Source organism: Paramicrobacterium agarici (assembly GCF_002563955.1).
GTDB classification, from domain to species: Bacteria; Actinomycetota; Actinomycetes; order Actinomycetales; family Microbacteriaceae; genus Paramicrobacterium; species Paramicrobacterium agarici.
Genome location: NZ_PDJE01000001.1, coordinates 1,872,896 through 1,885,900, shown reverse-complemented (window position 1 = coordinate 1,885,900; position 13,005 = coordinate 1,872,896). Strand labels below are relative to the sequence as shown.

The 13,005-nt window shown below is 64.6% G+C and carries 11 protein-coding genes; 3 read left to right on the top strand and 8 right to left on the bottom strand.

Translation table 11 applies throughout. The annotated features are described in order from the left end of the window. Position 1 precedes the first annotated feature (1 nt). A complete protein-coding gene (gene prmC / locus ATJ78_RS09245) occupies positions 2–874 on the bottom strand; it encodes a peptide chain release factor N(5)-glutamine methyltransferase (RefSeq protein WP_098407333.1) in 873 nt (290 codons plus the stop codon). A gap of 147 nt (positions 875–1,021) precedes the next feature. Here prmC and cysK point away from each other — a divergent pair, with 147 nt between their 5' ends. Then, entirely contained in the window at positions 1,022–1,960 is a 939-nt protein-coding gene (cysK, locus tag ATJ78_RS09240) for a cysteine synthase A (protein WP_098407332.1), read from the top strand. Between the two features lie 2 nt (positions 1,961–1,962). Then, positions 1,963–2,526: a serine O-acetyltransferase EpsC gene (gene epsC / locus ATJ78_RS09235; protein ID WP_098407331.1), complete on the top strand. Its 564-nt coding sequence runs from the start codon at positions 1,963–1,965 to the stop codon at positions 2,524–2,526. Between the two features lie 69 nt (positions 2,527–2,595). On the opposite strand, the gene prfA is transcribed toward epsC, so the two are convergent. The 7 genes from prfA to ATJ78_RS09200 form a co-directional block, all read right to left on the bottom strand. Further along, positions 2,596–3,675, bottom strand: a complete 1,080-nt coding sequence (gene prfA, locus ATJ78_RS09230) for a peptide chain release factor 1 (RefSeq protein ID WP_098407330.1) — start codon at positions 3,673–3,675, stop codon at positions 2,596–2,598. A 99-nt stretch (positions 3,676–3,774) separates the two neighbouring features. Then, on the bottom strand, positions 3,775–5,871 hold the full coding sequence (rho, locus tag ATJ78_RS09225) for a transcription termination factor Rho (protein WP_434061489.1): 2,097 nt from the start codon (positions 5,869–5,871) through the stop codon (positions 3,775–3,777). Positions 5,872–6,031: 160 nt separating this feature from the next. Continuing rightward, positions 6,032–6,952: a homoserine kinase gene (gene thrB, locus ATJ78_RS09220; protein WP_098407328.1), complete on the bottom strand. Its 921-nt coding sequence runs from the start codon at positions 6,950–6,952 to the stop codon at positions 6,032–6,034. Between the two features lie 49 nt (positions 6,953–7,001). Further along, positions 7,002–8,312: a homoserine dehydrogenase gene (locus ATJ78_RS09215; protein WP_098407327.1), complete on the bottom strand. Its 1,311-nt coding sequence runs from the start codon at positions 8,310–8,312 to the stop codon at positions 7,002–7,004. Next, positions 8,309–9,709 (bottom strand): diaminopimelate decarboxylase, encoded by a 1,401-nt coding sequence (lysA, locus tag ATJ78_RS09210; RefSeq protein WP_098407326.1) that lies wholly within the window; start codon positions 9,707–9,709, stop codon positions 8,309–8,311. The genes ATJ78_RS09215 and lysA overlap by 4 nt, the downstream gene beginning before the upstream one ends. A gap of 85 nt (positions 9,710–9,794) precedes the next feature. Beyond that, complete coding sequence (locus ATJ78_RS09205) at positions 9,795–10,586, bottom strand: LmeA family phospholipid-binding protein (protein ID WP_143741397.1); 792 nt, start codon at positions 10,584–10,586, stop codon at positions 9,795–9,797. A 1-nt stretch (position 10,587) separates the two neighbouring features. Beyond that, entirely contained in the window at positions 10,588–12,252 is a 1,665-nt protein-coding gene (locus tag ATJ78_RS09200; RefSeq protein ID WP_098409298.1) for an arginine--tRNA ligase, read from the bottom strand. Positions 12,253–12,359: 107 nt separating this feature from the next. On the opposite strand from ATJ78_RS09200, the gene ATJ78_RS09195 reads away from it, so the two are divergent. Then, positions 12,360–13,004, top strand: coding sequence for an arginyl-tRNA synthetase (locus ATJ78_RS09195; RefSeq protein WP_098407324.1), 645 nt, complete (start codon positions 12,360–12,362; stop codon positions 13,002–13,004). The last annotated feature ends 1 nt before the right edge of the window (position 13,005 follow it).

The following is a 13,005-nucleotide window of genomic DNA, read 5'->3' as shown; positions in this document are numbered from 1 at the left end:
GCTACGAGCGAATCGCCGTCGTGGCCCGATCGCGCATGGTGTAGTCGGGGAAGGTCGCGGGTGCGCGCCAGCCGTCGGCCGACAGGATCGAACGGATGGATGCGCCCTGAAGCTCACCATGCTCGATCACGAGCGTTCCTCCCGGCTGCAGCAGACGAGCCGCCGCCTGCGAGAGCACGCGGACAACATCGAGCCCGTCCTCCCCGCCGTAGAGAGCGGCAGCGGGGTCGAACAACCGAACCTCCGGGTCGATCGGCACCGCGGCGTCCGGCACGTACGGCGGGTTCGAGATCACGACCGAAACTGTTCCGTCAAGCTCGGGAAGAGCGTGAGCGAGATCGTCGAAGATGATCGACGCATTCGCTGCGCCGACCCGCCGCGAGTTCTCGACGGCCCAGAGGAATGCATCGACCGAGTTCTCGACGCCGAAGACGCGAGCAGCCGGAACCTCTTTCGCGAGTGACAGCGCGATCGCTCCGCTTCCGGTACCGAGGTCGACGGCAAGAGGTGACGGGGCGGGAACGGCGAGAAGAGCATCGATCGCGATCTGCGTAACCTGCTCGGTCTCTGGCCGCGGAACGAAGACTCCCGGCCCGACGCTGAGCTCGAGGCTCCTGAACCCGGCAACTCCGGTGATGTGCTGCACTGGCTCTCGAGTCGCTCTCCTGTCAGCCAGTTCAGCGATGAGCGCCGCATCGCGGGGATGCAGCCGTCGACCGGTCAGCCGCGCCGCCTGGACTTCGCCGCGGCCGAGACCGAGCACGTGTCCGACGATCAGCTCTGAATCGACATCGGGTGCGAGGATTCCCGATCGCGCGAGCACCGCTTCGGCAGCGTCGAGAACGTCGGGCACAGTGGGACTCGATGTCGGCATAGCGGCTTTCGCGAGGGATGGTCAGTGCCACAATCCTAGCCGCGTGCGCAACCCTCGCCGTCACAGTTGCCATGTCGACACCGGGTGCGACTAGTCTCGACACAACACGCATTTAACTTGTAGCTAAAAGCATTGAAGGAGAGATTCGTGACCGGAAAGATCCACGCGAACATCACCGAAGCGTTCGGAAACACTCCGCTCGTCACGCTGGGGCGCACCGCGAGCGGCGTCTCCGCGAACGTGCACGCCAAACTCGAGTTCTACAACCCGGCTGGCAGCGTGAAAGACCGAATCGGCATCGCCATTCTCGACGCGGCGGAAGCGTCGGGAGATCTCAAGCCGGGGGGAACGATCGTCGAAGGAACCAGCGGCAACACCGGCATTGCGCTCGCTGCTGCTGGCGCTGCCCGCGGATACCGAGTCGTGCTCACGATGCCCTCGTCGATGAGCATGGAGCGCCGGGTCCTCCTGCGCGCCTTCGGTGCTGAACTCGTGCTCACCGATCCCGCAGACGGCATGCGCGGTGCTGTCGCGAAAGCAGAAGAGATCGCGGCCGAGACCGACGGCGCTATTCTCGCGCGCCAGTTCGAGAACCAGGCGAACGCCGATATTCATCGCACGACGACCGGTGAAGAGATCTGGCGCGACACCGACGGAAATGTCGACATTCTCGTGTCGGGCGTCGGAACGGGCGGGACGATCACGGGCGCGGGACAAGCGCTCAAGGCTCACAATCCCGAGATTCAGATCGTCGCCGTCGAGCCGGCCGATTCCCCCATTCTCAGCGGCGGCAAAGCCGGCCCCCACAAGATTCAGGGTCTCGGCGCGAACTTCGTCCCCGGCATTCTCGACACCGACATCTATGACGAGGTCATGACCGTCGACGTCGATGACGCGGTGAAGACAGCGCGCACGCTCGCGACGGATGACGGCATCCTTGGAGGGATCTCGTCGGGTGCGGCCGTGTGGGCGGCTCTTCAGGTCGCGGCGCGCCCAGAGAACGAGGGAAAGAACATCGTCGTTGTCGTTCCCGACTTCGGTGAGCGCTACCTGTCTACGTTCCTCTACGAGGACCTCCGCGACTGACGATGGCGTTCTTGTCCCGCATCCGTGAGGACATCACGGCGGCTCGAGTGCATGATCCTGCCGCGCGCGGCGCATTCGAGATCGCCGTGGTGTACTCCGGTCTGCACGCGATCTGGTGGTACAGGCTGAATCATCGGCTCTGGCAGAACGGCTTTCGACTCGCCGCTCGCGTCGGGTCTCAGCTCGCCCGGGCAGCGACGGGAATCGAGATTCACCCGGGCGCGCGGCTTGGCCGCAGAGTGTTCATCGATCACGGAATGGGCGTCGTGATCGGCGAAACCGCCGAAGTGGGCGACGATGTCATGCTCTACCATGGCGTGACTCTTGGAGGCAAAGGCGGCGGCAAAGGCAAACGTCACCCGACGCTGGGCGACGGTGTGACGGTGGGAGCCGGCGCGAAAGTGCTCGGCCCCGTCGTCATCGGTGGAGGATGCATTATCGGCGCGAACGCCGTCGTGACAAAGGATGCTCCGCCGCGCTCGATCGTCGTCGGAGTACCAGCCACGGCGCGGCCCCGTGTTGCCGGACAGCACTACGGGCTTGCCGAGCCGGACTACCACATCTAGCTCGTTCGACGACGTCTCATCCGCTAAAGCAAGCCCAATGCACGAGACGGAACGGGCGAGGTGCGCGCGTCAGGCGTTGTCGCCGAGTTCGGCGAGACGCGCTTCCTCGTCCGACTGGATGCACGACTCGATGACCGAGTCGAGATCGCCATTCATCACGTGGTCGAGGTTGTACGCCTTGTATCCCGTCCGGTGATCCGCGATGCGGTTCTCGGGAAAGTTATATGTGCGAATGCGCTCGGAACGGTCCATGGTGCGGATCTGGCTCTTGCGCGCGTCGGAGGCCGCAGCATCCAGCTCTTCCTGCTGCTTCGCCAGCAGGCGCGCCCTGAGCACGCGCATCGCCGCCTCACGGTTCTGAATCTGGCTCTTCTCGTTCTGCATCGAGACGACGATGCCCGTGGGAACGTGAGTGATTCGAACGGCGGAGTCCGTGGTGTTCACAGATTGGCCACCTGGCCCCGATGAGCGGAACACATCAACGCGAATGTCGTTCTGGCTGATCTCGACTTCTTCTGGCTCGTCGACTTCGGGGAAGACGAGCACGCCTGTCGTCGACGTGTGGATGCGACCTTGCGACTCCGTGACGGGCACCCGCTGAACGCGGTGCACACCGCCTTCGTACTTCAAATGAGCCCAGACGCCCTCCGCGGGATCGTTCGACGACCCCTTGATGGCGACCTGAACGTTCTTGTAGCCGCCGAGGTCGGACTCATCGCGTTCGAGAAGCTCTGTCTTCCACCCCTTCGACTCGGCGTAGTGCAGATACATGCGCAGGAGGTCCGAGGCGAAGAGCGCGCTCTCGGCACCGCCCTCACCGCCCTTGATCTCCATGATCACGTCACGCCCGTCGTCGGGATCGCGCGGCACAAGCAGCCTGCGCAGCTTCTCTTCTGCCTCCGTAAGCTCTTCCTCGAGCGCGGGCACCTCGTCGGCAAAGGCCTCGTCCTCTTTTGCAAGCTCCTTCGCCGCTGCGAGGTCGTCTTGGGCACGCGTCCACGCCGCGTGGGATGCGAGGATCTTCGACAGTTCCGAGTACCGTCGGTTGATCTTTCGCGATCGCGCCGGGTCAGCGTGCACGGCCGGGTCAGCGAGCTGCTCTTGAAGGTCTGCGTGCTCATCGATCAGCGCTGAGACTGATTCAAACATTGCGTATTCCGTTTCGTGAGTTCGAGTGCACCGACGAAAACCCGTCTGTTCCGCGCCCTTCTATCGTAGGCACGCGGAACAGACGGGTTCGACAATCAGCTAACGGTGGTCGCGCTCATGCCCGTGACCGTTCGTCCCGGGCTGAGGGATCGACTTCTGCATCTGCACGAGGAACTCAACGTTCGACGAAGTCTCCTTGAGCTTGCCGAGCACGACCTCGAGCGCCTGCTGCGTGTCGAGTCCTGCCAGGGCACGGCGGAGCTTCCACGTAACCTTGACTTCGTCCTGACCGAGAAGCATTTCTTCACGCCGCGTCGACGACGCGTTCACGTCGATCGCCGGGAAGATGCGCTTGTCGGCGAGCTGGCGCGAGAGGCGCAACTCGGAGTTGCCCGTTCCCTTGAACTCCTCGAAGATGACCTCGTCCATCTTCGATCCCGTCTCGACGAGGGCTGTCGCGAGAATCGTGAGCGAGCCGCCGTTCTCGATATTGCGCGCGGCGCCGAAGAACCGCTTCGGCGGGTAGAGCGCTGCGGCGTCGACTCCGCCGGAGAGAACTCGTCCGCTCGTCGGTGCAGAGATGTTGTAGGCGCGCCCCAGACGCGTGATCGAGTCGAGCAGCACGACGACATCGTGCCCGAGCTCGACGAGCCGCTTCGCTCGCTCAATCGCAAGCTCAGCAACCGTCGTGTGGTCTTCGGCAGGGCGATCGAACGTCGAGGCGATGACCTCGCCTTTGACCGTGCGCTCCATGTCGGTGACCTCTTCGGGACGCTCGTCGACGAGAACAACCATGAGGTGCACCTCGGGATTGTTCGTCGCGATCGCGTTCGCGATGTGCTGCAGCACGATCGTCTTGCCCGCCTTGGGCGGAGCGACGATCAGCCCGCGCTGTCCCTTGCCGACAGGCGAGACGAGGTCGATCAGGCGCTGAGTGAGCTTGCCAGGCTCGGTCTCCATGCGCAGGCGTTCCTGGGGGTAGAGCGGCGTGAGCTTGCCGAACTCGACGCGATCGGATGCGTCATCCGTTGACTGTCCGTTGATGGTGTCGATCTTGACGAGCGCGTTGTACTTCTGGCGCGAGTTGTTTTCGCCCTCGCGCGGCTGGCGCACGGCGCCGACGATCGCATCTCCCTTGCGCAGGTTGTACTTCTTGACCTGGCCGAGTGAGACGTAAACGTCGTTTGCGCCCGGGAGATAGCCGGTTGTGCGAACGAAAGCGTAGTTGTCGAGAACGTCGAGAATTCCGGCGATCGGGACGAGCACGTCGTCTTCGGTGATCTCCGGCTCAACCTCGTCGTTGCGACCACGCTTGCGGTCTCGATAACGATTGCGTCCACGACCGCCCTGGTCGTCTTGCTTGTTGCCGTCGTTACGGTCGTTGCCCTGACGGCGGCCCTGCTGGCGGTCGTCGTTCTGCGCGTCACCGCGATTGTTGCGATTCCGGTTGCGGTTGCGCCCCCGGTTGCGATCATCGTTGCCGTCTGCATCGGAATCCGATGATTCGGCCGATGCCGAGTCGTCGCCCGACGGAGACGCCGACTCGCTCTCGGACGGCTTCGATCCGTTCTGAGTGCCGGTGTCCTGCGATCCAGAACTGTCGTCGTCGCCCTTGCGGCCACGACGGCGCCCGTTGCGCTTGCCGTTTTTCTTGTCGCGCTGGTCGCCTCCGTCACGAGCCTCGCGCTGCGCGTCGCTCGCGGCAGCTTCCGACGTGCTGTTATCGCCATTGTCGCTCGCGGCGTTCGCCGGCTGCGACGACTGACCATTGTCGCGTCTGCTGTCGGACGGCGCATCGAGCACCGACTCGGCGGCCTGCTCTGGCGTGGTCTGCACGGGCTCGCTCGGCGAGGCGGACTGGTCGTCTGCTGTCGACGCGGTTGGTTCGATGATTGACGTCGAGACACGTCGAGATCCGCGAGGTGTCCGCTTCTTCTCGGTCTGCGTTTCGGGTGCCTGCACCTCGGGCGTCTGCGTCTCGGGTGTCTGTGCCTCGGGCGTCTGTGCCTCGGGTGCACTCTGCCCGCTGCCGCTGCCCTGCTTTTCTGAGATCGCGGCGATGAGCTCGCCCTTGCGAAGCTTTGAGGCGCCTTGGACGCCGAGGCTGGCAGCCAGTTTCTGCAGCTCTGCGACCTTCAGGGTCTGAAGGTTCGTGCCGCGGGCCGCGCCGTCTGCGCGGGTTCCTGCGTCTGTCACTGGGGAGTGTTCCTTTCTCATCCTGTCCATCGATGATGGGGCAGGGAGAGCCGCTTACGCCGTTGTGATGTCCCAGAGATGTCAGAACACGAAACACGACGGGTAAGGACTGTGATTGGTGAATGATCCGAGGGTCAGATTCACCGTGACTGGTGTTTCCCTATGGGATCGGTACTACTGTAGCACCCTTGAAGTCGACGGCGAGCATCTCGGCGCGCCACGGAATGGCGGCTTCGCCCTGCACGAGCCTCGCTGCTTCCAGTCGGTCCCCCGGGCCATCGCAGAGCACGAGAATCGAGGGGCCGGCACCCGACACGACTGCGGGATACCCGTGTGCACGAAGCAGCGCGATCGTATCGGCTGTCTCCGGCATCGCCGACGAACGGTAGCTCTGATGAAGCTTGTCCTCGGTGGCGTGGAAGAGCAGTTCCGGGCTCTGCAGCATGGCAGCAACGAGCAGAGCAGACCGTGACACGTTGAACACCGCGTCGGCGTGCGGAACATTGATGGGCTGCAGTTCGCGTGCTCGGCGCGTCGACAGCGTCGACTCGGGAATGAACACCAACGGAGAGACACCGCGGTGCGGCATGAGCTTCTTGTGCCGCGGACCGTCAGCGCCGGTCCACGCGATCGTGAGACCTCCGAAAAGCGCCGGCGCAACGTTGTCGGGGTGACCCTCAAGCTCCGAGGCGATGCCCAGCAGGAGGTCTTCGGTGAACGAGACTGTTCCCTCAAGCAGACCCTTCGCGGCAGCGATGCCGGCGACGACGGCAGCGCCGGATGATCCCAGGCCCCGACCGTGTGGAATCGAGTTGTGCGCCTCGATGTGCATGCCGGGCGCTTCCTGCCTGACGGCGGCGAATGTGGCGAGGGCCGACGACGCGACGAGATTTGTCTCATCGAGCGCGACCTCCCCCGCACCGACGCCGGTCACGGCAACAGTGACCTCTGGACGATCGGTCGCCGTCACGGTCAGCTCGTCGTACATGGAGAGCGCCAGCCCCAGAGTGTCGAAACCCGGACCGAGGTTCGCAGAGGTCGCAGGAACCCTCACTGCCACTCGGCGCCCCACGACGCTCACGCGCGCACCTCGAGATAGTGCTCGGCGATGCCGCGCCGGAGGAGTGCCATTACTGTGCTCCTTCGACCCGCAGCACGCTCACGATCCGATCGGTCGCGCTGGCGTCTTGCAGAGCGTCGACAACGTCGCGGATCGCCTTCTCGCGTGCCCTGTGGGTGCCGATGATCAGCGTCGCGAGCCCCTCTTCGTCTTCGCCGATCGTCTGCTCGACCGTCTGCACAGACACGCCGCAGCGGGAGAAGATTCCGGCCACCTCGGCGAGCACGCCGGGGCGGTCTTCGACGCGAAGGTTGATCTGGCACTTCGTGATGACGTCGTCGATCGGCAGCAGGGGCAGCCCGGCGTGACTCGATCCGTTGAGTCCTGGTCCGCCGGCGACATGGCGACGCGCGGCTGATACGACGTCTCCGAGAATCGCGGATGCGGTCTGCACGCCGCCTGCACCAGCACCGTAGAACATGAGCGGACCCGCCGCCTCGGCATCCACGAATACGGCGTTGTTCTCGGCGTACACCGAGGCGAGCGGATGCTCACGCGGAACGAGTGCCGGGTAGACGCGCGCCGAGATGCCGTGCTCGCCGTCGGCCGTTGTGAGGCGTTCGGCCACGGCGAGGAGCTTGATCACGTATCCGGCGGACTGGGCGGCCTGAATCTGCTCTGCTGTGACGTCGGTAATGCCCTCTCGGTGCACCTTCGACGGATCGATCTGCGAGTGGAATGCGAGACCGGCGAGGATCGTCACCTTCTGCGCGGCATCGTAGCCCTCAACATCCAGTGTCGGGTCCGCTTCGAGATAGCCGGCCTCGAACGCGAGCTTCGATGCCTCGTCCATGGTCTCGCCGAACCGGTCCATGCGGTCGAGAATGAAGTTCGTAGATCCGTTGACGATCGCGAGAACACTGCGGATGTTATCGCCGGCGAGGCTGTCGCGCAGGGGCCGGAGAATCGGAATCGCCGCGGCGACGGATGCCTCGTACGAGATCTCCGCTCCCACCTGCTCGGCTGCGGCAAACAGTTCGGGTCCGTGAGCGGCCAGCAGCGCCTTGTTTCCCGTGACGACGTCGGCACCCGCATTGACGGCAGCGAGAATGTGCGACTTGGCCGGCTCGATCCCGCCCATGAGCTCGATCACGATGTCCGCCCCGAGAATGAGCGACTCTGCATCTGTGGTGAACAACTCTCGTGGCAGTTCCACGTCCCTCTTCGCGTCGACATCACGCACCGCGATGCCAATGAGCTCGAGATCGGCTCCGGAGCGAGCGGCGAGCTCCTGTCGGTTCTCGATCAGCATCCGGGCAACCTGCGAGCCAACGGAACCGGCCCCGAGCAGGGCGACCCTGAGGGTGCGGCTGTCGATCATCGTCCATCCAATCCGGCGTCGCGCGCCATGAGGTCGGCTTCGGTCTCGCCGCGCACGATCACACGCGCGTGGCCGTCGCGAACGGCCACGATCGGCGGCCGTCCCAGGTAGTTGTAATTGCTCGCGAGTGACCAGCAGTACGCGCCGGTAGCGGGAACCGCGAGGAGATCTCCGGGCTTGACGTCGGAGGGTAGGTAGTCGTCGGACACGACGATGTCGCCGGACTCGCAGTGTTTGCCCGCTATGCGAACGAGCGCGGGCGTCGAGGCAGAGCGTCGCGACGCGATGCGCACAGAATAATCCGCGTCGTAGAGCGCTGTGCGAGCGTTGTCGCTCATTCCGCCGTCGACGCTGACGTACAGACGAGTGTGCGGCCCTTCTGCGGTTTCGACCGTGACGGGCTTGGTCGTTCCTGCCTCGTAGAGCGTGATGCCCGCTGTCCCGATGATCGCGCGCCCCGGCTCGAAAGCCATGTCGGGAACGGGAATCTGCAGCTTGCCGCATTCATCGCGCACGATCGCGGCAATGGCGTCTGCGAGGTCGCTTATGGGCGTCGGCGCATCGGCACTCGTATATGCGATTCCGAAGCCTCCCCCGAGGTTGAGCTCGGGTACCGGGCCGTCGCGCAACAGCTCCTTGTGCACGCTGAGCAGTCGCGCCGCGGACTCTGCGAACCCGCCCGCTCCGAAGATCTGCGAACCGATATGGCAGTGCAGCCCGACGAACTCGAGGCTCTCAGCATGGCGGATGCGCTGCACCGCGTCGGGCGCGTCCTCGAGCGACAGACCGAACTTCTGGTCTTCGTGCGCCGTGGCGAGAAACTCGTGCGTGTGCGCATGCACCCCGCTGTTCACGCGCAGGCGAACGCGCTGCCGTACGCCATGGCGCGCGGCAGCTTCGGCCACTCTGCCGATCTCCTGGATGCTGTCGATGATGATCGTGCCGACGCCGGAGCCGACGGCGCGGTCGATCTCGGAAAGCGACTTGTTGTTGCCGTGAAACCCGATATCTCCTGGTTCGACTCCTGCGGCGAGCGCGACCGCGAGTTCTCCGCCCGAGCACACGTCGATGCGGCAACCGGCGTCGACCATCCAGCGCGCGACGACGCTCGTCAGCAGGGCTTTCCCCGCGTAGTACACGTGCGTGTGGCTGCCGATCTTCTCGAATGCGTCCTGCAGCGCGCCGCGGACATCGTCGGCACGCTCGCGAGCTTCACGCTCATCGATCACGTACACGGGCGTGCCGAACTGGCGCGCGATCTCCGTCGCCGGCACACCGCCGATCTGCAGCTCACCCGATGACTCACGCTCGGCGGTCCTCGGCCAGAGCCCTGGCGCGAGCGCGTTTGCATCGTCGGGCTCGGTCAGCCACGAGGGGGCGAGTGGATTGTGCGTCACAGAAGACCATTCGTGCGGGGCGGGAGAGTTACAGCGATGGCACGAAGTCTATCGAGAACGTACGCTGCGCCGCGCATCAACCGCGTCACCCGGCGTCACAGGTCCCTCGAGACGCAAGGTCGGGGCCACTGCGCGGCACGTCATCTGCAGACAGCGTCAACGCGACTTCTCGGGACGTCACGTCGATCGCGTCGACGCTGATCCCCTCGGGCAGTGACGATGCGACGCACACGCTGAGCGGCTCGCCCCCGAGCAGCCGATTGACCAGACCAGTGAGATCGAGGTTCCCGAAGCTGGACGCCACCTCGACGTCAACCGGAGTCAGCGTCACGGAATCTCCGTGCGCTTCTGGTTCGGTGACGAGCGTGTAGCCGACCGTCATGCCGAGAATCGACGTCGACTGCTCATAGCTGAGCGTGCCATCGCCAAGACTCAGGTCGGGATCAGCGCCGCCGAGCACGAGCAGCGCGTTAGCAGCATCCTCTCCTCCGCTGACGACCGCGCTCACGTGATCGATCGCCGCGTTCTCGTCGAGGGGAACGCCGTGTGCCGTTGCCACGAGATCGAACGGGATGCCGTTGGCGACGGCGTCCTCGGTCGTCACCGTCACCTCAGAGAACTCACCGCTGATGGCCTGCGGAAGAAAGAGTCCGCCGCCGATGGCCACGTCAAGCTCTGCCTCGACGTCACCGGGAAGCTTTGACTCGAGAACGTCCTCGACGCTGTCCTGCGCGATACCGCGGATGAGGCCGTCGGCGAGCCACAGGGCCACGCCGAGAATCGCGACGATGACGACGACGACGATCACGAACGCCATCGCGACGCGTCGTCCACCGCGTCGGCGTGGTACCTCCTGCGCCTCCGGGAGCCCGGTCACGTCACATCCGCTCGGGAGCTGAGACGCCCAGCAGGTCGAGACCGTTCGCGATCACCTGGCGCGATGCGTCGTTGAGCCAGAGCCGGGTGCGGTGAACGTTCTCGACCGGCTCGTCGCCGCGGGGAATGACACGACAGTTGTCGTACCAGCGGTGATAGAGGCCTGCGACCTCTTCGAGGTAGCGCGCGACGCGATGCGGCTCGCGCAGCTCGGCCGCCTGCGCCACGACGCGCGGAAACTCCTGCAGCGCTCCCAGCAGGGCGCTCTCCGTCTCGTGGGTGAGGGTCTCCGGCGCGAAGACGCTGCGGTCCACGCCCGACTCTGCGGCATTCCGGCCCACGGCGCACGTGCGCGCGTGGGCATATTGAACGTAGAAGACCGGGTTATCGTTCGTGCGCTTTCTCAGCAGCTCGGGATCAAGCGTGAGCGGCGAATCCGCGGGCGACCGGCCCAGTGAGTACCGCAGCGCGTCGGTTCCGATCCACGCCTGAAGGTCGTCGAGTTCGATGATATTTCCCGCACGCTTCGACAGCCGGGCTCCGTTGATGCTCACCAGCTGTCCGATGAGCACCTCGATATCGCGTTCGGGGTCGTCGCCTGCCGCGCCCGCAACGGCCTTGAGGCGATGCACGTACCCGTGGTGGTCGGCGCCGAGCAGATAGATCTTGTGCTTGAAGCCGCGGTCCCCCTTGTTGAGGTAATACGCTGCATCGGCGGCGAAGTAGGTGTACACGCCGTTTCCGCGACGGATGACGCGGTCCTTATCGTCACCGAAGTCCGTCGTGCGCACCCAGATTGCGTCGTTCTTGTCGTAGACGTGGCCCTGTTCGCGCAGTCGGTCGATCGCCGCGTCGATATCGCTTTTGCCGTCGTTGCCTGTTGCGTGGAGGGTGCGTTCAGAGAACCAGATGTCGAAGTGCACGTTGAACCGTGCGAGGGATTCCTTGATCTCGGCGAGCTGAAGATCGTATGCCGCTTCTCGAGCCGCGGTCATGGCCTCTTCCTGCGGCAGCTCCGTGAGGTTCGGTATGCGTGCGACGACGGCGGCGGCCAGATCTGAGATGTATGCGCCTGGGTAGCCGCCTTCGGGGGTCGGCTCACCCTGTGCCGCTGCGAGCACCGAAGCACCGAAGGTGTCCATCTGCTTGCCCGCATCGTTGATGTAGTACTCGCTTGCGACATCGGCGCCGGATGCCGCGAGAACCCGCCTGATCGAGTCTCCGAGGGCGGCCCATCGAGTATGTCCGATGTGCAGCGGGCCGACCGGGTTCGCCGAGACGAACTCGAGGTTGATGGTCGTCCCTGAGAGGCTCTCGTTGTGTCCGTACGCGACTCCAGCGTCCACGATGGTTTTGGCCAGCTGACCCGCCGCTGCGGCTTCGAGACGCACATTGATGAACCCGGGCCCGGCGACCTCCGCCGACGCGATTCCCTCGGTGTTCTGCAGATGCTCGGCAATCTCGTCGGCAAGCTCGCGCGGGTTAGCTCCGAGAGTCTTCGCAAGCTTCATCGCGATGTTCGATGACCAGTCCCCGTGATCGCGGTTCTTCGGCCGTTCAATCGTGACCATCGATTCGTTCAGTTCAGCCGATGATCCGTCGCGGCGTCGCTCTGCCACGGGGGCGAGAATGTCGAACAAGACGCGCGAAAGATCAGTTGGAGTCATGGTCATCGAGTCTAACGCGAGCGCAACGCCGGGCTCGCGCGTCTGCCTCACGCCCGCGCGAGTGCTTGATACTCTCGATTCGTCGTTGACGCCTTCGAAGGGAACCCATGTCCGCCAGCAGTGCATTCATTCGTCGCAGCGCCCTGATCGCCCTGGCCGCGGCGAGCCTCACCCTCACGGCATGCGCTCCCCCCGTCGGTCCTGATGACACACCCACCTCCAGTGCTTCCTCGGCCCCGTCGTCGACACCAGGCGCCTCGGACACCGCTCCGCCAGACGAGCACCGCGAGACGCCCGATGAGGGGACGACGGCCCCATCTACGCATCCGGATGCTGGTGAAGATGTCGGCATGTCGTGTGACGAGGTCATCACGCTGCAGCAGATGTACGAGTTCAACCCGAACGTCAGTGCATTGGGAGAGTTCTCCCCCGCAGCCGACACGCCAGCGGCCGCCGTCGCCTCGTACAACGGGCTCACGTGCCGCTGGAGCAACAACACGAGCGGGCGGACGATCGACGTCGCCATCGCCAAGCTCGAGCCGAAAACCCTCGACGACCTTGCCGCCGACGCTGAAAAGTCCTCGGATGCCGTTTCGACGTATGGCGAAACCGGATACTTCTCGAGCACGTCAGGTGTGGGAACAGCCCAGATCTTCACAGATGACCACTGGGTCGTGATTTCGTCGAAGGACTTCTCGAACGCGCGCGGTGCCGAGCAGATCGCGCAGTTCGTGCTCGGAAATCTGTCGTAGC